Here is a 22317-nt window from a genome sequence, read left to right on the forward strand (position 1 = left end):
TTGATAATCAGTGTTTAAATTTTGATTAAAGAATCTTGTGTTGTAATTATAATTATTCCTATGAGTTATACCTGCTGCACGCTCAGCAATATAGTCCTTGACTATTCTATTTTCCATGCCCCAATTGTACGCGTCGCACTGTCGAAGTTCACTCCGACCTTGACTATTCGTCTACCGTCCGATTGGTAAGGAATAGCGTACTGTTTACTATCTATCTGAGCTAAAGCCTCTTCGGGAGTGCCATCGAATTTAAACTCAAAGACGTAAATGGCATCTTTCATCTTTACGACAACATCTGCACGACCGATGGCGCTTTTTACTTCGGTATCCACATATTGTCCCATCAGGCGGAACAAAAGGTAAAAAATGGTCTGGTAGTGCTTTTCGGTCTTATTCTCTAAGTCGTTAGGGATAGAAGCAAAAAAGGAACGGGTGCGCTCCAGGCAACTTTCAAGATCGCCTTTGCGTAAATCGCGGATAAATGAAACAACATAGAAGGTGTTGTTCTGCCCGGGAAGATGTACATAGGCAGGTAACAGGGATTCTATAAATCCTTTGCGTACTTCTCCGTTGGGGTATGCAAGCCTATATATTTGGAAGTCCGGATCATAGCCTTTGATGGTGAGATAACCACTTTGATAGAGCACCGGGATAGGACTCGTTATGTGTTCGGTGGGCGCGTCAAACTGCTCGTCGGTAGCTTCTACGCTTTCCAATTCACGCACATCAAAATCTGATTCCTGTAGCAGGTCTATCAGGAAAGTAGGGGTACCCGTGGAGAACCAGAAGTTTTTATATTCTTTTGCATCAAAAGCATTGAACAGGCTGAACGGATTATAAATGTCTTCACAATGCTTACTGAAATGATAACCGTCATATTGCTGTTTCAGATGCAAGCAAGCTTCCTCGTAAGTTTCACTGTTTGCTTTAGCCATTTGCTCAATATCTGGTTTCAATTGTGTCAACAACTCCTGCTCGGTGATGCCGCACAGTGCACTGAAGTCGTCACGCATGCTGATGTTTTTCAAGTTATTCAGTTCGCTGAATATACTCATCTGACTGAATTTGCTGATACCTGTAATGAAAAGGAAGCGCAGATATTGTCCCAGTCCTTTGAGTGGACTGAAAAATTTGCGCATTTCGTTGCGGAGCTGTTTTTGTAGCTGGATATCAGAGTTGCTGTCCAGCAGGGGCGCGTCATATTCGTCAATTAGCACAGCTATGGGTTTTCCGGTCTGTTTGTAGGCTCTCAATATGATTCCCTGCAAACGTTCTGCTGAAGTCGTTTCTACTTCATCTTTTCCATAAATCTTTTCCCAGCGGTGTAGGAAAAGATTCAGTTGTCCTGTGAGGTCAGTCAGTTCTGTATATTTGGTCAAGCTGAAGTCTATATGTAGTACCGGATAAACTGTCCATTCCTTTTCCAACCGTTCCATTGCAAGTCCTTTGAAAAGTTCCTTTTTCCCTTGGAAATAGGCTTCGAGCGTAGATACAAGTAAACTTTTGCCGAATCGGCGGGGACGACTGAAAAAATAGACTTTATCGGTATTAGCCAATCTGTAGACTAATTCCGTCTTATCAACATATACGCATTGCCGGTTGCGCAATTCTTCAAAATTCTGTATTCCTATCGGATAACGTCTGTATATTTCTTCCATATCTGCTGAGTTTTAGTATTTACAGCTCTGACAAAGATAAGACTTATTCTTTGAATTCACGCATTTCTGATTGCAATATATGATAGGAGAGAGGGAATTGAGCAGAGGAGATGTGGGTTGATGCATTCTTTATGAACGGCATTGACATTCTGACAAATTGTATTTTTAGTTAGCTGAGAATGCGTTCTTTTAGTCAGTGATCCGTAAATAAGGAAATATGCAAAAGAAAATGGATAAGTTGCAGAATGATAGTGTAATATCGAAATGATTACATTTATTCTACAACGAAATATTCTTTAAAAAGTATGCTTATAGGAGAAAAAGATGACGCAAATAAGTGCATTATTCGTAAGTAGCCACCCTTTTACCTATAAGTAGTAGCCATATTGCCTATAAGTAGTAACCTTTTCACCCGTAAGTAGTAACCCTTTTCTGCATTAAATAGCTGTAAATATGGAATAATATACAGAAATAGCGCATTATTATTCTTGTATTATTCGTGAAATATTCCAGATTTCGATTTTGGAGGATAGGGTGTGTTATGTAAAATGTGAATATTGTGTTGTTATGAACTGTAATTTGCTAAAATAGATATTATTTTAATATTTAACATCTTGGCTTAATGCCCGATGAATAAAGCGTTAATATAGATAGTCCTTCTTTTTTTATTCTTTTTAGGTGATTACATATTTTTTAGTTGTTCGTCCTTTTAATGTAAAATAAATATTGAGCCCGATTAAGGGAATCTTGTATTTTTGAATTTAAATTAATGAACAGATGAAAAAAGAGGAAATCTTTTCTAGAAAAACACAGAGCAGATATCTGAGCGCAGCAAAGATTATTTGTCTCTCTTTTTTGTTTTCGATTCCTGTAGAAGCTTTTGCTGTAACCGCAAAGGACGCGCCTGCGGTAAATGTGGTTCAGCAGCAGGGAGTAGTGAAAGGAACGGTGATTGATGAACAAGGTGAAACCATTATTGGTGCTAATGTCAAGGTGGTAGGTACTACTGTTGGTGCTATTACAGATTTAAACGGTATGTTTAGTGTGAATGCAGTGGTAGGGGCAAAACTTGAGATATCATTTATAGGATATGTGACTCAAGTGGTAACTGTTCCAGCAAATAAGATTCTAAAGGTAACGTTGAAAGAAGATTCAGAATTGCTGGATGAAGTTGTTATTGTCGGTTATGGTACGCAACGTGTGAAAGACTTGACTGGTGCTGCGACAAATGTGAAGATGGAAGATATTCCGGATATACCCGGTTCATCTATTATTGATGCACTATCGGGTCAGGTTGTTGGACTTTCGGTTACTCAAAGTGATGGCCGCCCGGGTTCTACCGGTACGTTTAAGGTACGTCAACCGATGAGCTTCTCTGAAGGTAATTCAGCTAGTTTCAATCAGCCATTGATTGTTATTGATGATGTAGTTCAAGTGGATGAAAATGGTGAACCTTCAATGATTGCTTTTAATATGTTAAATCAATCGGAAATTGAAAGTATGACTGTATTAAAAGATGCCTCTGCAGCCGTCTATGGTTCACGAGCTTCGGCTGGTGTTATTCTGGTAAAGACAAAAAGAGGAAGTGTGGGTACCCCTAAAATTTCTTACTCTGGTAAGTTAGATTTTGCTGATGCAGTAAGTCATGCAAAGACTATGAGTGCTTATGAGTTGGGGGTATTTACCAATCGTTTGTATAATCAGGCTGATATAGTGAATGGTAATAATAATAATGCATACTATAAGTATTCACCTGCTGAGTTGGAAGCCATGAAAGAATTAAATTATAATTGGCTGGATGAGGCATGGCATTCGTCTGTTTCTCACCGACATTCTTTGACAGTCAACGGAGGATCAGAAAAGGTTACTTTCTTTGCAGGAATCAATTATCAGAAGCAAGATACGAATTTAGGTGATGTGCAGGATTATACTAAATGGACTTTTCGTGCTGGTGGTGAAGTGAAAGTCACTTCGGGTTTGAAACTATCTGCTACTATATCTGGCTATAATAGTGATAAAGTGGGTAATAACATCCAAACGAATGTAGGAGCAGGTCCATGGGGAAATCAGATAGCATCTAGAGATTATGCTATGTTGAACCATATGCCTAAATATATTCCTTGGGAGACTTCAATTTATGATGAAGTTAGTGGTAAGACAGAATCTTATTATGTATCTCCATGGGGCGGTCCACAAATATTAGATACGAAGCCTGATGCTTCTGTGAGCGGTACTTCTGTATGGAATTATTTTGCGGAGGAAGCTTCTAAATCAAGAAGTTATCATGAAACTAATGGTTATTCTGCTAACTTTTCACTGACATATGATGTACCCTTTATCAAAGGTTTGAATTTGAAAGGTACTTATGCTATTTCATATAATAACTCACATTCAAATTTGGTTGGTGATTATTTTACTTTAGCCCGTGCTGGTAATACTAATCAACCAGAAATGCATTTGTTAGGTGATTATACGGAATGGGGACTTATAAATTATGGAGATCCGAATGGTGATAATCTTGATAAGAAACCAACTGTAAAGTATGCTAAGACTACAAGTAAAAGTGAACAATATAGTTTTGCGATTTCTTATAATCGTATATTTGGAAAACATGATGTTTCAGCTACAGCAGTGGTTGAACGTGCAGAAGGTAAAGGAGATGATTTATCGCAGTTGTATAGAGGATTGGGTTTGTCATATGGAGGAACGAGCGCTACAGCTGGGACTTTAAGTTCGGATGCTCAAGGGACTTATTATAGAAAATACGAAAGTGGATCGCTCTCTTATATAGGTAGAGCTAGTTATAAGTATGATAACAGGTATTTGGCGCAATTTGTATTTCGTTCCGATGCATCTACTAAATTTGCTCCTGAAAACTACTGGGCGTTTTTTCCGACAGGTTCTATAGGATGGGTAGCATCCGAAGAAAAGTTCTTTAATAATAGTTTTTTGGGTAAAATATTTGATTTTTTGAAAGTACGTTATAGCTTAGGTAAGACAGGTAAAGATAATGTAGAAGCATGGAAATGGTTACAGATATATAATATAAAACCTACGGGTGGTATGGGTTTTGGTTCCTTGGGAGGGCAGTATACCAGTGGAGCTAATATAAATGGTACAGCCAATCGCAATATCAAATGGGATACTACTATTAAGCACAATATTGGATTGGATATGAATATGCTGGACAATCGCTTATCTATTACAACTGATTTCTACTACGATAAGACTAAAGATTTAATTATGACAATTTCAGATCCTGAAGAGCCTATTTATGTTGGTGCCAAATTGCCTTCTATTAATTATGGTAAGAAAGATGCCTGGGGATTTGAACTCTCTGTGAGATGGAGTGATGATATTAAACAATCGTTACTTCCATCCTGGGGGCCTATTAAGTATTCTATAGGAATGGACTATGGAGTTTCTTGGAATAAAACGGTGTTGGGTTTAGATCCTACATTTGACTATCCCGCCGAGGCAGCTAATAGATCAGACTATACTGGCTATCATGGAATGGGAGGTGAATATGGATTCAGAACTTGGAAACATACCAGTAGCGGTGATGGAATTCTTCGTAACCAAGCCGATATTGATAACTATTGGGATTATCTGACAAAACTTGCCGAGGCAGCGGGTACTTCCCCCAACTTTTTGGGTATTACATCAAAAGAAAAGATGTATCCTGGTATGTTAGTATATGAAGATATTGCTGGAGATATTGATACGGAAAATAAAACGATTGCTGGTCCTAATGGAGTTATTTCTAAAGATCATGGTGAAGATTATGCGAAGTTAGCAGATAATCGCCGTCATAGTATCAATACGAAATTGAGATTGCAATGGGGGAATTTCAGCTGGTCGGCTCAGATTTCCACTTCATGGGGTGGATTTCTTGATTTTCGTGGTTCACAGGCTGGTACAGGAAAATTTATGTGGAGTCAATTCTCGTATGTGAATGATATGTTTGACCCGACAGATAATCCGAATGGTCGTTATCCGACTATGGCTGCCGGCAATGCATATGGTGAAACGTCCGATTTTTGGCAAGTTTCTGCATTCCGTATGTATGTGCGTAATATGACATTTGCATATTCTCTTCCAAAGTCTATACTGAAAAAAGTGAATATTGATGCTCTTTCCATTAACTTGACAGGGAATAACCTGTGGGATTTCCATAATCCGTACCCTGATCATTTTGTGAATATGTATGATGGCGTTAAGACAGGATATCCGACTTTAAGGACTTGGAGTTTGGGGCTTAATCTTACATTTTAATGATGTAATTTCTAATATTAAAATTGATGATATGAAAAATGTAAAAAATATATTTATAGGTGCAGTAGGCCTACTAATAGGACTCTCTTCATGTAGTGATGAGTTTCTGAAGGATAAAAAGGATTATAACAATATGACTACTATTGACGTGTACAGCGATCCGCAGCAGGCTACTGCTGTCTTTGCGACTATTTATAAACAAATATTGTCAAGGTATAATTCTCCTCTTTGCGGTTCTGATCCTTTAATGAGACAAGATCAATCTACTGGTGGGAAACAAAATATTTTCTCAGAAGAAATGACGGGTTGGAAAAGTTCATATTATACGGGACAGATTGTAAAAAATGTAAAGGCCGGAAACCACATCGCCAATCCTCCTTATTGGAATGATCCGCGAAATAACGTAAAGAACTTTAATAATTTTGAACGCTTTACTTTGTTTCCTACGGTATATGTGATTAATGATTATATTAAAGAGATTGATCGTTCACGTTCCTTGATTGCTGATGATGAATTTTGGAATCGTCTGAAAGGTCAGGCTATGTTTGCTCGTGCGTGGCTTTATTTTGATGCTGCTCGTGAATGGGGGGGATTCCCGTATTATTGTACAGAGCTTGATATGCCGGAAAATGGTGACCGTTCTCCACGTTTACCTATGCAAGAATGTATTGACAAAGTATGTGCTGATTTTGAAGCAGCTGCTAAGTTACTTCCAGCAAAGTGGGACGGTGAGAATTACGGACGCTTCACTTCAGTTGCAGCATTGGCTATGTCTGCTCGTGCGCGGTTGTTTATGGCAAGCCCTATTTTCAATGCAAATTGGGATGATCCTTCCAGTAAACGCTGGCAAGCAGCATTGACGGCTAATTTGACAGCTTTAGAGGCTGCAAAACAAGCCGGTTATGGTACGAGTGTAACTGATATTGAATCATGGGATAAAGCTTTTTATAACTATAATGGAGCATTTAATCCAGAGTCTATTATTACTGTTTTAATGAATGATGATCCGTTGGTTCCTGGAACTTTTAATAAGTGGGAAAGCAAAATTCGACCAAGTGCTGTTGCCAGCAATGATGGTGCTGGTATACCTGCTCCAGAAGAAATATTGAGAGCCTTTCCAATGAAGGATGGTAAAACAGCTATTGCAGAAAATGGTTATGATGATGAAAAATTCTATCGTAATCGTGATCCGCGTTTTTATCGTACTTTCGCTTTCTCTGGTTGCGAATGGCCTGGATTAAAGAAGCAATTTTGGTTATTTTCCTATAAGTATAGTAATGAGGAAAGTAATATGTATCGCTATACCGATGGTAAAAAAGGTGATAGTGGCGCAAATGGAAAGAGTCGTGCTATCGTATGGAAGATGGCTGATCCCGCAATTGCAGTAGGTGCAGAAGAAACGAGTGGAACTGATGTGATGGAATATCGATATGGAGAACTGCTGTTGAATGTGGCTGAATGTTATGCTGCTCAAGGAAAAGCTGGTGAATGTTTGAATTATTTAGGGCAGATTCGTTCTCGCGTGGGTATTTCAAGTGCCAATAATTATGGTTTAGGCAATATATCTGATCGGTATCAATTAATAAAAGCTGTATTAAATGAACGTCAAATTGAACTAGCATATGAAGGTAAACGTTCATGGGATTTAAAACGTTGGTTGTTATTTGAGGGTGGTGCAGGATTTGACCCAAATATTGGGGGTGGCTATAATAGTGCAAATGGATATTATGATCCAGAGGCGTCTTGGGGAGCTGGTTGGAAAATTTATGATGGCAAAGATGGAAGGCCGGAATATTCAAAATCTAATAATATTTTAACTAAGTTGGGTATGAAACCATTGTCTGGAACTAAACATACCAGTAAAATCTGGGGATATGATCTGGATAATGCCCATGCGGTTCCTGAATATATTGGGTCAGAAGTAAACCATCCGTTAGTTGATAATGAATTATTTAAAGCTGTACCAGGAATTACAAGAAGTATGAATGATGCAGAGCGTGATATAGCTTTCGATAAATTAGAAGCATTTTATGATGGAGTAGGTATGAAGACGTATGATCCGATTGAGAAGATGGGACATAAATATGGAATGGAATCCGGCTCAAAAGAAACTGACCAAAACTTCCTGTTTGCCTGGAGAGGTTGGTATTATATCTATCCTATTCATTACGATATGTATGATCCGGCCAAAGGTAATAATTGGATTGAACAGACTGCCGGTTGGATGATTGAAAATAAGACTCCTTCCTGTCTCACCGTAGATGAGCAAAACGGTACATATTATTATTGTACTCCGGAGGAATAATCCTTTCTGTTTATAATTTGAAGATTGAATCTTATATAAAAGTAAGATTCAATCTTTTTTATTATTATTCCTTTTGTTGGCGATTACAAATGGTCTTTTCTATCGTCCTATTATTGAATCAATTTTATGTATAACTATAAACTATAAAGACATGATGAATCGAATCTTCTCCATTCTAATTTTATTACTGCTTTCTACAACGGTTATGTTAGCAGCTGATATCAAGCTAAATACAAGAAATCTTCCGGCTGATGCTGTAAACGAAGCCCGGAAAAAGACAGCTGAAATTATGGATAGACTTTCATTGACCAATGATTCCATTCGTGAGAATATCCAAATCGTAATAACTAACCGATATTTGGAATTACGGGAAATTCATCAGAATTATGATGAGCGGAATAAGAAAATAGAAGCAATGGGATTGCCTAAAGAGAAAGCAGCTGACGAATTGGAACGTTCTTACTATCAGTATAATTCTGATTTGTATCGTTCACGCTTCGGATATATAGCCTGGCTTTCTTTTTATCTGAATAATGAACAAGTGGAAACTATAAAGGACGCTATGACTTACAATTTGTTTCAGGTTCGCTATAATGACTTTCTTGATCTATTACCCAATTTAACGGAGTCCGATAAGAATAGAGTGCACCATTGGCTGGTGGAAGCGCGTGAATTTAGTATGGATTTTGAAACTCCCCGGAAAATGCGCCAGATGTTTACGAAATATCGGGGGCGCATCAATAACTACTTATCCAGTCGTGGATATGATTTGAGAAAGGCGACAGAGGATCAGGAAGCGCGTAAAATGAAAAAATAAATGATTTCTTCTGATTACAATTCGTTTTTCCTTTCGTCTTATTATTGTATTTTTGAAATAACAATCTGACAAACTTAATAAATAAATGAAAAAGAGACATGTAGTTTTAGCGGCTTGTACGGTCGCAATGTTGATCCCTACCGCAGTAAAGGCTCAATATCCCAATATAACCCAAGAAGCCGGGAAAATCAGCGGAAAAATAATGTCGGAAGGGCGCCAACGCTCGGATGAAGCATGGGCAAAAGCTTTGCCTGTTGTTGAAAAGGAAGCTAAAGAAGGGCGTCCTTATATTCCTTGGGCTTCTCGTCCGGATGATTTGCCGCAGGCTAAGATTCCGGCATTCCCGGGTGCTGAAGGAGGCGGTATGTTCACTCTTGGTGGTCGTGGAGGTAAAGTTATTACCGTAACTAATTTGAACGACCGTGGACCGGGGTCTTTCCGCGAGGCCTGTGAGAGCGGCGGTGCCCGTATCATTGTATTTAATGTGGCAGGTATTATTCGTTTGGAAACACCAATTATTGTCCGTGCCCCTTATGTCACTATTGCCGGACAAACAGCTCCCGGTGATGGGGTTTGCATTGCCGGAGAATCTTTCTGGGTAGATACGCACGATGTTGTAGTACGTCATATGCGTTTCCGCCGTGGGGAGACTAAGGTAACCCGTCGTGACGACTCATTTGGAGGTAATCCAATTGGTAATATTATGATTGACCATTGCTCATGTACTTGGGGGCTGGATGAGAATATTTCTTTCTATCGTCACATGTACAGTCCGGGCGAAGGCTATAAAGATGAGAAACTTCCTACGGTGAATGTTACTATTCAGAATACAATTTCCGCACAAGCGCTGGATACATATAATCATGCTTTTGGCAGTACTTTGGGCGGTGAGAATTGTGCCTTTATGCGTAACCTTTGGGCCAGCAATGCCGGACGTAATCCTTCTGTCGGCTGGTATGGCATTTTCAATTTTGTGAATAACGTTGTGTATAATTGGGTACACCGTTCAATGGATGGCGGTGATTATCGTGCGATGTTTAATGTGGTCAATAATTACTATAAACCAGGACCGTTGACTCCGAAAGATTCTCCTGTCGGACACCGTATTCTAAAACCCGAAGCCGGACGTAGTAAACTTGATTATAAGGTGTATGGCCGTGTTTTTGCTGATGGTAATATCATGGAAGGTTATCCTGAAATTACAAAAGACAACTGGGCAGGTGGTATTCAGATTGAAAATCAGGGAAACACAGACGGATATACGGAGAATATGCGTGCCTATGAGCCGTTTGTAATGCCTTATATAAATATCATGTCTGCCAATGATGCTTATGAATCCGTATTGAAAAATGTGGGTGCCAATATACCTTGCCGTGATATCGTTGACCAGCGCATCATACATGAAGTGAAAACAGGAGAAGTTTATTATGAAAAGAAACTTCCGAAAGATGCTTATGGTGACATGTGGGGATTGGCTCCGAAATCTCAGGATGAGGATGGACACTTCAAATATCGTCGCTTGCCGAAAGATTCATATAAGCAGGGAATTATCACTGATATTCGTCAGGTGGGAGGTTATCCTGAATATAAGGGTACTCCATACGTAGATACGGATGGCGACGGCATGCCGGATGAATGGGAAAAAGCCAATGGGCTGAATCCGAATGATCCGAGTGATGCGAATGAAGACTGCACCGGCGATGGATATACCAATATTGAGAAATACATCAATGGTATCAGCACCAAGAATAGGATTGACTGGACTGATATGAAAAATAACTACGATACATTGGCTGAAAAAGGTAAATTAATGTAATTATGAAAAAGATACTGTTACTCTCTTTGTTATTTCTTACCGGATGGGTGTTTACTGCTCAAGCCATTGATCTGGACAAAGAGAATCGTGATCCTGAATATGTAGAATCCATTGTGAAACGCTCGCAGAAAATTGTGGATAAACTTGGCATTAATGATGCGAAGGTAGCTGAAGATGTACGCAATGTTATTGCCAATCGTTACTTCACATTGAATGACATTTATGAGGTACGTGATGCGAAAGTAAAAGAAATCAAAGAGTCGGGATTGACTGGCGATGCGAAAAATAATGCGTTGAAAGCTGCAGAAGACGCTAAAGATGCAGCTCTCTACCGGATTCATTTCGCTTTTCCTGCAGAATTGTCCCTTTTTCTGAATGAGGAACAAATAGAAGGAGTGAAAGACGGGATGACGTATGGAGTTCTGGAAATAACTTATAAATCGCATCTCGATATGATTCCTTCTCTTAAGGAAGATGAAAAGGCCCAGATTTATGCTTGGCTGAAAGAGGCCCGTGAATTTGCCATTGATGCTGAAAACTCAGATAGGAAACATGCTTTTTTCGGCAAGTACAAAGGGCGAATCAATAATTATCTTGCTAAGCGCGGATATGATTTGAAGAAAGAACGTGAAGAGTGGTATAAACGTGTGAAGGCACGTGGAGGCTCACTATAAACGCCATAATGGTTAGTGTTTGATGTGGAAAAAGGCAACTTGTAAGGTTGCCTTTTTTGTTATTGAAACTTCCACCTCTATTTGAGTACAAATCTCTTTTTCCGCCGTCTACTCTGTATATATAATATAATATCGAATAAAAGATTTATAGAAATGAGGAAATTTAGAAATACATTAGCTGCAATAAGCATCTTGTTTTTAGCTTCTTGTGGGGGAAACAAAGACTATTATATGTTTACTTCATTCCATGAGCCCGCTAATGAAGGATTAAGATATTTATATAGTGAAGATGGCATGCATTGGGATAGCATTCCCGGTGTCTGGCTGAAACCGGCATTGGGACAACAACAGTTGATGCGTGACCCCTCAATGGTGCGTACCCCGGATGGGACCTATCACTTGGTATGGACTACCAGTTGGAAGGGAGATCTTGGATTTGGCTATGCATATTCCAAGGATTTGGTCCACTGGTCGGAGCAACAAATGATTCCGGTAATGGCTGATGAACCGACGACTGTCAATGTATGGGCGCCGGAGATTTTTTATGATGATGAGAACGGACAATTTATGGTTGTTTGGGCATCTTGTGTCCCGGGTCGCTTTGAAAGAGGGATAGAGGAAGAAGAAAATAATCATCGTTTATATTACATCACAACGAAAGATTTTAAGACGATATCGGAAACCAAACTTTTATATGATCCGGGATTCAGTTCGATTGATGCTACCATCCTGAAACGTGCGAAAAACGATTACGTAATGGTGCTTAAAGATAATACACGTCCCGAACGTAACTTGAAAGTAGCTTTCGCCGACTCACTTACAGGACCTTATTCTCCAGCTTCGCAACCGTTTACCGAGTCCTTTGTAGAGGGACCGTCGGTAGAGAAAGTAGGAGAGGATTACCTTGTTTATTTTGATGTTTACAGAAAAAAAATATACGGAGCCGTACGTACCCGGGATTTTATTAACTTTACCGATGAAACCAGAAACGTAAGCATACCTGTGGGACATAAACACGGGACTATCTTCAAAGCTCCGGAGTCACTTGTCAAGGCTTTACTTGAGGGGAATAAGAAGAAATAATTATAAATCCGAAACAATAAACCGTAATCATGAATAACTCCACAAAACTTCTTTTTGTATTGGCTGCCGGATGGCTGACAGCAACAGTTTCTGCGCAGGATAGAATCCACTATACAGGAACGGAATTATCGAATCCTGCCTATCATGACGGACAGTTGTCTCCGGTGGTGGGAGTGCACAATATACAGTTGGTACGTGCCAACCGTGAAAACCCTGATGCATCTAACGGTGCCGGGTGGACTTATAATCACCAGCCGATGCTGGCATATTGGAACGGGCAGTTTTATTATCAGTACCTGTCTGACCCTTCGGATGAGCACATCCCGCCTTCGCAGACTTTCCTGATGACCTCTGAAGATGGTTATCAGTGGACAAATCCGGAAGTAGTGTTTCCACCTTATAAGGTACCGGATGGATATACAAAAGAGTCTCGTCCGGGCATACAGGCTAAAGATTTGATTGCAATCATGCACCAGCGTGTAGGATTTTATGTTTCCAAATCGGGCCGACTGATTACAATGGGAAATTATGGAGTTGCCTTGGATAAAAAGGATGACCCTAATGATGGAAATGGAATTGGACGTGTGGTACGCGAAATAAATAAAGATGGTTCTTTCGGACCGATCTATTTTATTTATTATAACCACGGGTTCAACGAAAAGAATACTGACTATCCATATTTCAGGAAAAGTAAGGATCGTGAGTTCGTAAAAGCCTGTCAGGAAATTCTGGATAATCCGTTGTATATGATGCAATGGGTGGAGGAAGCTGACCGGGAAGACCCGGTTATTCCTTTGAAAAAGGGATATAAAGCGTTCAACTGTTATACATTACCCGATGGGCGTATTGCCAGTCTTTGGAAACATGCCCTGACTTCCATCAGTGAAGATGGCGGACATACCTGGGCGGAGCCTGTGCTTCGTGCCAAAGGTTTTGTCAACAGTAATGCGAAAATCTGGGGGCAGCGTCTGAGCGACGGTATGTATGCTACCGTGTATAATCCGTCGGAATTTCGCTGGCCGCTGGCAATCTCCCTGAGCAAAGATGGATTGGAATATACGACTCTGAACCTGGTGCATGGTGAGATTCCTCCGATGCGTTATGGTGGGAATTACAAATCTTACGGCCCGCAATATGCCCGTGGCATTCAGGAAGGAAACGGAGTACCTGCCGATGGTGACTTGTGGGTTTCCTACAGCGTGAATAAGGAAGACATGTGGATATCCCGTATTCCTGTTCCCGTAGAACTGAAGGCGTCCGCACATGCGGATGATAATTTCTCCGGATATGAGACCATTGCAGGACTGACGAACTGGAATATTTATTCTCCGGTTTGGGCGCCGGTCTCTTTGGATGGGAAATGGCTGCGCCTGCAGGATAAAGATCCTTTTGATTATGCAAAGGTGGAACGTAAAATCCCGGCTTCCAAAGAGTTGAAAGTAACCTTTGATTTGCAGGCCGGACAGAATGATAAAGGTACGCTTCAGATTGACTTTCTGGATGAGAACAGCATTGCCTGTTCGCGCCTGGAACTGACTCCCGATGGCGTTTTCCGTGCCAAGGGCGGTTCGCGTTTCGGAAATATGATGAAGTATGAGCCGGGAAAGACTTATCATGTCGAGGCTGTTCTTTCGGTTGCCGACCGTAACATCCAGGTTTATGTGGATGGTAAAAGAGTGGGCCTCCGCATGTTCTTTGCCCCTGTAGCCTCTATCGAGCGAATAGCTTTCCGCACCGGAGCGCCACGCACATTCCCCACTGTAGATACTCCTGCCGACCAGACATACGATCTTCTGGATGCAGGTGCCCGGGAGGCTTTGGTTGAATATCGTATTGCCAATGTGAAGACTTCTTCTGCCGATAAAGATGCAACAGCCGCTTTTCTGAACTATGCGGATTTTAAGCATTATGTGGATTATTTCAATGGAATGGAAGATGAGAATATAGCCCAGGCTATTCCAAATGCGAAAGCTTCGGAGTGGATGGAAGAAAATATTCCTTTGTTTGAGTGCCCGCAACGTAATTTTGAAGAGATGTATTACTACCGTTGGTGGTCGCTACGTAAACATATCAAACAGACTCCTGCCGGTTACGGCATGACGGAGTTCCTTGTGCAGCGTTCATACGCCGACAAATACAATTTAATTGCTTGTGCTATCGGGCATCATATTTATGAAAGCCGTTGGCTTCGCAATCCCGAGTATCTGGATCAGATTATTCACACCTGGTATCGTGGTAACGAAGGTGGTCCGATGAAGAAAATGGATAAGTTCAGTTCCTGGAATGCGGATGCCGTGCTGGCCCGCTATATGGTGGATGCGGACAGGGATTTCATGTTGGACATGAAGAAGGACCTGGAAACGGAATATGAACGTTGGGAGCGTACAAACCGTTTGAAGAACGGACTGTATTGGCAGGGAGACGTGCAGGACGGTATGGAAGAGTCTATCAGCGGCGGTCGTAGAAAGAAGTATGCACGCCCCACGATCAACAGCTATATGTATGGCAATGCAAAGGCGCTTTCGCTGATGGGTATCTTTGCCGGTGATGAGGGAGGAGCTATGAAATATGGAATGAAGGCGGACACACTGAGAGGTCTGGTTCAGAGTGAACTGTGGAATACGCGTCATCAGTTTTTTGAAACCATGCGTACGGATTCTTCCGCAAATGTGCGCGAAGCTATCGGTTATATTCCCTGGTATTTCAATTTGCCGGACACAGCCGGACAATATGCAGTCGCCTGGAAAGAGATTATGGACGAGAAGGGATTCTCCGCCCCTTACGGATTGACAACAGCCGAACGCCGCCATCCTGAATTCCGCACACACGGAGTAGGTAAATGCGAGTGGGACGGTGCAATCTGGCCGTTTGCTTCGGCACAGACTCTCACGGCTATGGCTAATTTCATGAATAACTATCCGCAGACTGTGTTGTCAGACAGTGTCTATTTTCGTCAGATGGAGCTGTATGTGGAATCGCAATATCATCGCGGACGGCCTTATATCGGCGAATATCTGGATGAAGTGACTGGTTATTGGCTGAAAGGCGACCAGGAACGAAGCCGTTACTACAACCATTCCACTTTCAATGATTTGATGATTACGGGTTTAATCGGACTTCGCCCACGTCTGGACGATACGGTAGAGGTGAATCCGCTGATACCGGCGGATCGATGGGATTGGTTCTGCCTGGACAATGTTTTGTATCACGGGCATAATCTTACTATTCTTTGGGATAAGTACGGTGATCGTTACCACCGGGGAAAAGGGTTGCGCATCTTTGTAGATGGAAAAGAAGTGGGACATGCGGATACATTGACGAGGATTGTTTGTGAACATGCATTGAAATGATGGCAAATGATAGTTTAGCGGCTTTGCTGCTAAAAATTGACAATTAACAATTGACAATTACCATTCGGAACGATTGTTTAAGCACAATATAGCGCAGCCTAATTGTTAATTGTCAATTGTCAATTTTTAGCGGGCATCCGCCCGCTAAATTATCATTTATTGTATAGACTGATGTGATTACTTACTGAAATAGAGATAGACTAATGATGGTTTTAAAAAGATATATTCTTCTTCTTCTTTGTTTGCCTTGTCTGGCGCAGGCAAAGAATATAACGGTTAGCCGCCTCACTTGTGAAATGCAGGAGGGAATGGTGATTGTTGAGGGTTATCCCCGTCTGGGATGGGCTATGTCGTCATCCGAAAACGGGACGAGGCAGACCGCCTATCAGGTTGAAATTCGTGAAACCTGCACGGGACGTTCTGTCTGGAACAGCGGAAAAGTTAAGTCTTCTCAAAGCCAGTTAATATCCACTCAAGAGGCTGACATTCATCGTTACAGTCCCTATAGTTATGTTTGGCGTGTGCGCGTTTGGGATGAAACGGATGCGCCGTCCGAGTGGAGCCGTGAGGCGAAATTCCGTTTAGCTCCCGAGGGCTTTTCTTCTGCAAAATGGATTGGCGCCATCACCCGTGAAGATGCCCGTCTGCCCGAAGGACGGAGATTTCATGGCGCAGAGTTGAAGAAGCCGGAAGTTAAAGCGGCCTGGGCGGCTGTGGACACATTGGCTAAGAAAAGCATTTGTCTGCGCCGGGAGTTCAGGACTGATAAGAAAGTGGTGGAAGCCACCGCATCAGTCTGCGGTCTGGGATTTTATGAATTCTCCCTGAACGGGAAGAAAGTAGGCGACAGTGAGTTTGCCCCGCTTTGGAGCGATTATGATAAAAGCGTGTATTATAATACGTATGATGTAACGGAATTGTTGCAGAAAGGTGAAAATGTCGCCGGTGTTTTGTTGGGTAACGGCTTTTATAATGTGCAGGGCGGGCGTTATCGTAAATTGCTGATAAGTTTCGGAGCTCCGACTCTTTTGTTTTCATTGGTCATTAATTATGAGGATGGAACGCGGGAGACAATCTATTCGGATAACGACTGGAAATACGATTTGAGCCCTATCACTTTTAATTGCATTTACGGGGGAGAAGATTATGATGCGCGCCGTGAACAGGAAGGATGGAATAAAATCGGTTTCAATGACAGGCAATGGCGTCCGGTAGTGGTTCAGGAAGCTCCGAAGGGAATGCTTCGTCCGCAGAAGGCGGCTCCGGTAAAGATTATGGAGCGCTATGACATTCAGAAGGTGACGAAACTTACGCCTGAACAGATTCTTTCTGCCTGTAAATCAACCAAAAGAACGGTCGATCCTTCTGCCTTTGTACTGGATATGGGGCAGAATCTGGCTGGTTTCCCGGAGATTACCGTGCGTGGAAAGCGGGGGCAAAAGGTCACTTTGATAGTTGCCGAGGCCTTGACCGATGAAGGTGCTTGCAATCAGCGTCAGACGGGACGCCAGCATTATTATGAATATACCTTGAAAGGTGAAGGCGACGAGACCTGGCATCCCCGTTTTTCTTATTATGGCTATCGTTACATCCAGGTGGAAGGGGCGGTGCTGAAGGGACAGAAGAATCCGGGAAAACTGCCTGTCCTGAAAAACATTCAGTCGTGCTTTGTCTATAACTCGGTACGAAAGGTATCTACGTTCGAGTGTTCCAACCCCATCTTCAATGCGGCTCATCGTCTGATAGAGAAAGCCGTGCGTAGCAATATGCAGTCGGTGTTTACGGATTGTCCCCATCGTGAAAAGCTGGGTTGGCTGGAACAGGTGCACCTCAATGGCCCGGGCTTGTTCTATAATTATGATCTCACAGCCTTTGCCCCTCAGATAATGCGGAATATGGCAGATGCCCAGCATGCCAATGGAGCGATGCCTACGACTGCACCGGAATATGTGGTTTTTGAAGGTCCGGGAATGGACGCTTTTGCCGAATCTCCGGAGTGGGGAGGAGCTTTGGTCATTTTTCCGTATATGTATTATGAAACATACGGAGACGATTCACTGATAAAGAAATACTATCAGAATATGCGCCGCTATATTGATTATTTGTCTACCAGGGCCGATAATCATATTCTCTCTTTCGGCCTGGGCGACTGGTATGATTACGGGGATTTCCGTGCCGGTTTCTCCCGGAATACACCGGTTCCGTTGGTAGCCACGGCGCACTATTACATGAGCGTTGACTATTTAATTAAAGCGGCATCTATTGTAGGCAATGATTATGATGTCAGATATTACAGTTCTTTGGCATACGACATCATAGTTGCGTTTAATGAACGCTTTCTGAATCATGATACGGCACAATACGGCACGGGAAGCCAGTGCAGCAATGCATTGCCGCTTTTCCTCCGGCTCACTCAAAGCGCCGGACACCAGGGCATCTATGAAATGGATCATCGCCTGAACCGGAAGGTCTTCATGAACCTTGTGAAAGATGTGGAAGCTCATGGCAACCGGTTGACCACCGGTGATGTAGGCAACCGCTATCTGATCCAGACGTTGGCCAATTACGGTGCGGATGAACTTATCTATAAGATGTTCAACCACGAAGAAGCACCGGGATATGGATTCCAACTCAAGTTTGGCGCCACAACTCTGACGGAACAGTGGGACCCCCGCCAAGGCTCTTCCTGGAATCACTTTATGATGGGACAGATTGATGAATGGTTTTTCAATTCGCTGGCCGGAATCCGTCCGTATGTTAAGAATGGATACCAGATTGTTGGTATTGCCCCGAAACCGGTTGGTGACCTGAAATATGTGAAATGCTCTTATGATACTCCTTACGGTGTGATAGCTGTAGACTGGACTTATGAGAGTGGAACGTTTACGTTGAATCTTTCTGTTCCGGTAAATACAACCGCAGTCGTTACCCTTCCCGGAGAGATAGCGCCGAAAGAGGTACAAAGCGGAACATACCAGTTTGTAGTGAACGAAAAATAATCAATAACAATATGACTATGAAACTCAGAATAACCCTTTTCTTCCTCTTCTGTTTTTGTGTAACTATTGCGCTCCGTGCGGAACGGGTGGATATGATTAAGGCAGGTGCGGCAACAGACGGGAAGTCCTTGAATACACGGCTGATAAACTCTACCATCGACCGCCTGAATGCCAATGGCGGAGGAACGCTTTACTTTCCCGCCGGAACTTATCTGACAGGAAGCATCCATTTGAAAAGTAACATAACCCTCGAACTGGAGGCAGGGGCCACCTTGCTGTTCTCCGATAACTTTGACGATTACCTGCCTTTTGTGGAGATGCGTTACGAAGGGGTGATGATGAAGAGCTTCCAGCCTTTGATTTATGCCGTAGATGCGGAGAACATCACCATCAAGGGAGAAGGAACTCTGGATGGCCAGGGAAAGAAGTGGTGGATGGAGTTCTTTCGCGTCATGATTGACCTGCAAGATAACGGCGTTCGCGATATAAATAAATACCAGCCGATGTGGGATAGGGAGAACGATACGAAGGCCATTTATGCTGATACGAACGAAGATTATGTCGGTACGCTGCAACGTCGTTTCTTCCGTCCTCCATTCATACAGACTGTCCGTTGTAAGGGAGTCAAAATAGAGGGTGTGAAGATTATCAACTCTCCATTCTGGACAGTGAATCCAGAGTTTTGTGAGAACGTGGTGGTAAAAGGAATCACCATTCATAACGTACCTTCTCCCAATACGGATGGAATTAATCCGGAATCTTGCCGGAACGTGTATATCAGCGATTGCCACATTTCGGTAGGCGATGATTGTATAACGATTAAATCCGGTCGGGATGCGCAAGGACGCCGTCTGGGAGTACCTTGTGAGAATATTACAATAACCAATTGTATCATGCTTGCCGGACATGGCGGAGTAGTGATTGGCAGTGAAATGAGCGGAGGAGTCCGTAAAGTGGCTATTTCTAATTGTATTTTTGATGGAACCGACCGTGGCATCCGGCTTAAATCGACCCGCGGGCGGGGAGGAGTCGTCGAAGATATCCGTGTCAGCAATATTGTGATGAGCAATATCAAAAAGGAAGCCGTGATTCTGGATTTGAAGTACAGCAAGATGCCTCTCGAACCCAAGAGCGAGCGTACTCCCATATTTCGTAATGTGCACATCAGCGGGATGACTGTGACGGACGTTAAAACTCCGATAAAGATTGCCGGCCTGGAAGAAGCTCCGATATCCGACATTGTACTGCGTGACATCCATATCCGGGGTGCCGGGCAGAAGTGTGTGTTTGAAGACTGTGAGCGTATTACGCTGGATGATGTCACCGTCAACGGTGAAGAAGTGAAACTTAAATAACATGATACAGAAATATGAAACGAATTATTTTCTCCGTGCTTCTTGCCGCATCTCTTTCGGCAGAAGCACAAACGCAAACTTATGAGACGGCATTTGCCCGTCCGCTGAATGAAGTACTGGCGGATATTCAACAACGTTTTGGCATCCGTTTGAAGTATGACATAGATACGGTAGGAAAAGTATTACCATACGCGGATTTTCGTATCCATCCTTATTCAGTAGAAGAATCCCTGACGAATGTATTGTCACCTTTCGATTACAAATTTGTCAAGCAGGGGGCGGATATGTATAAGTTGAAAGCTTATGAATATCCCCGCCGGACGGATGCTGATGGTGAAAAGATGCTGGCCTATCTCAATTCCTTTTATGCGGATAAAGAGGCTTTGGAACTCCGTGCCGATTCTTTGAGAAAAGAGGTTCGCCAGCGTTTAGGCATTGACGCTTTGCTGGCTCAATGTGTGAAGTCAAAGCCGGTTCTTTCGAAGGTGAGGAAATTTGACGGCTATACGGTACAGAATTTTGCACTCGAAACGCTTCCCGGACTCTACGTCTGCGGTTCCGTTTATGTCCCTAAATCGAAAGGGAAACATGCGCTTATCATCTGTCCGAACGGACATTTCGGTGGCGGGCGTTATCGCGAAGACCAGCAGCAGCGTATGGGAACCTTGGCGCGTATGGGTGCCGTTTGTGTGGATTATGACCTTTTCGGCTGGGGAGAGTCCGCCTTGCAGGTGGGCAGTGCGGCACATCGCAGTAGTGCGGCACATACCATTCAGGCTATGAACGGACTTCTGATTCTTGACTATATGCTTGCTTCCCGTAAAGATATTGATGTGAACCGTATCGGAGTAAACGGAGGGTCCGGTGGCGGGACGCAAACAGTTTTGCTGAGTGTGCTCGACGGGCGTTTTGCGGCTTCGGCACCGGTGGTGAGCCTTGCCTCTCATTTCGACGGAGGGTGTCCCTGTGAGAGTGGTATGCCTATCCAGCTTGCTGCGGGAGGAACCTGTAATGCCGAACTGGCTGCAATTTTTGCTCCTCGTCCGCAGTTGGTAGTGTCTGATGGCGGAGATTGGACTGCAAGCGTCCCTACGCTGGAATTTCCCTATCTGCAACGTGTTTATGGATTTTACGGTGCAAAAGATAAAGTGGTGAATGTGCATCTGCCGAAAGAGAAACATGATTTCGGTCCCAATAAGCGGAACGCTGTTTATGATTTCTTTGCCGAAGTCTTCGATTTGGATAAGAAGATGCTGGATGAGAGTAAAATCACTATTGAGCCGGAATCTGCCATGTATAGTTTTGGCGAGAAAGGTGAGTTGCTTCCGGAAAGCGCGGTTCGTTCATTTGATGGAATAGCCGTCTACTTTGATAAGAAAGCTTTTGCCCGATTGAAATCAGATGCTTCTCTTGAGAAAAAGGCAAACGAATGGGTGGCTTCTTTGAATCTGGACGATGACAAGAAAGCCGGTTTTGCTGCAACCGCTGTGTACAATCATTTGCGTAAAGTTCGTGACTGGCATAATGAACATCCTTATACTACTATTCCTGCCGGTATCAATCCTCTGACCGGCAAACCGCTGAGCAAGCTGGACCGTGAAATGATAGCCGATTCTGCCATGCCGGAAGAAGTTCATGAAAAGTTGATGAAAGATTTACGCAGAGTGCTGACAGAAGAACAAGTGGAACAGATCCTTGATAAATATACGGTTGGTAAAGTGGCTTTCACTTTAAAGGGATATCAGGCTATTGTTCCCAACATGACGGAAGAGGAAACAGCTTTTGTGCTGGAACAGTTGAAGTTGGCTCGTGAACAGGCTATTGATTATAAGAACATGAAGCAGATTTCCGCAATCTTCGAAATCTATAAAACCAAGTGTGAGCAGTATTTTAATGAGCATGGCCGTAACTGGCGTCAGATGTTCAAAGACTATGTAAATAAGAGAAAAGCGGAAAAAGCAAAAAAGTAACATTTTCCGCTTTTA

The 22317-nt window shown here is 42.7% G+C and carries 11 protein-coding genes; 10 read left to right on the forward strand and 1 reads right to left on the reverse strand.

Going from position 1 to position 22317, the window contains the following annotated elements; translation table 11 throughout:
- Positions 1–101: 101 nt before the first annotated feature.
- Entirely contained in the window at positions 102–1658 is a 1557-nt protein-coding gene (locus BUC01_RS04020; protein WP_034524535.1) for an ATP-binding protein, read from the reverse strand.
- 777 nt (positions 1659–2435) lie between these two features.
- On the opposite strand from BUC01_RS04020, the gene BUC01_RS04025 reads away from it, so the two are divergent.
- The 10 genes from BUC01_RS04025 (at position 2436) to BUC01_RS04070 (ending at position 22302) form a co-directional block, all read left to right on the forward strand.
- A complete protein-coding gene (locus BUC01_RS04025) occupies positions 2436–5933 on the forward strand; it encodes a SusC/RagA family TonB-linked outer membrane protein (RefSeq protein WP_073312783.1) in 3498 nt (1165 codons plus the stop codon).
- A gap of 31 nt (positions 5934–5964) precedes the next feature.
- Entirely contained in the window at positions 5965–8238 is a 2274-nt protein-coding gene (locus tag BUC01_RS04030) for a RagB/SusD family nutrient uptake outer membrane protein (protein ID WP_025833504.1), read from the forward strand.
- Positions 8239–8389: 151 nt separating this feature from the next.
- Positions 8390–9055, forward strand: a complete 666-nt coding sequence (locus tag BUC01_RS04035; protein WP_243462596.1) for a DUF3826 domain-containing protein — start codon at positions 8390–8392, stop codon at positions 9053–9055.
- Between the two features lie 85 nt (positions 9056–9140).
- A complete protein-coding gene (locus tag BUC01_RS04040) occupies positions 9141–10871 on the forward strand; it encodes a thrombospondin type 3 repeat-containing protein (RefSeq protein WP_073312784.1) in 1731 nt (576 codons plus the stop codon).
- Between the two features lie 2 nt (positions 10872–10873).
- Positions 10874–11545 (forward strand): DUF3826 domain-containing protein, encoded by a 672-nt coding sequence (locus BUC01_RS04045; protein WP_073312785.1) that lies wholly within the window; start codon positions 10874–10876, stop codon positions 11543–11545.
- A gap of 153 nt (positions 11546–11698) precedes the next feature.
- Positions 11699–12628, forward strand: coding sequence for a glycoside hydrolase family 43 protein (locus BUC01_RS04050; protein ID WP_025833498.1), 930 nt, complete (start codon positions 11699–11701; stop codon positions 12626–12628).
- A gap of 29 nt (positions 12629–12657) precedes the next feature.
- Complete coding sequence (locus BUC01_RS04055) at positions 12658–15978, forward strand: MGH1-like glycoside hydrolase domain-containing protein (RefSeq protein WP_073312786.1); 3321 nt, start codon at positions 12658–12660, stop codon at positions 15976–15978.
- Positions 15979–16184: 206 nt separating this feature from the next.
- Positions 16185–18977 carry a glycoside hydrolase family 78 protein gene (locus tag BUC01_RS04060; RefSeq protein WP_073312820.1) on the forward strand — a complete coding sequence of 931 codons (2793 nt, stop codon included), beginning with the start codon at positions 16185–16187 and terminating at the stop codon, positions 18975–18977.
- Positions 18978–18994: 17 nt separating this feature from the next.
- On the forward strand, positions 18995–20332 hold the full coding sequence (locus BUC01_RS04065) for a glycoside hydrolase family 28 protein (RefSeq protein ID WP_073312818.1): 1338 nt from the start codon (positions 18995–18997) through the stop codon (positions 20330–20332).
- A 14-nt stretch (positions 20333–20346) separates the two neighbouring features.
- On the forward strand, positions 20347–22302 hold the full coding sequence (locus BUC01_RS04070; protein WP_073312787.1) for a 6-O-methylesterase: 1956 nt from the start codon (positions 20347–20349) through the stop codon (positions 22300–22302).
- Positions 22303–22317: the final 15 nt, after the last annotated feature.

This window comes from Bacteroides stercorirosoris (assembly GCF_900142015.1).
GTDB classification, from domain to species: domain Bacteria; phylum Bacteroidota; class Bacteroidia; order Bacteroidales; family Bacteroidaceae; genus Bacteroides; species Bacteroides stercorirosoris.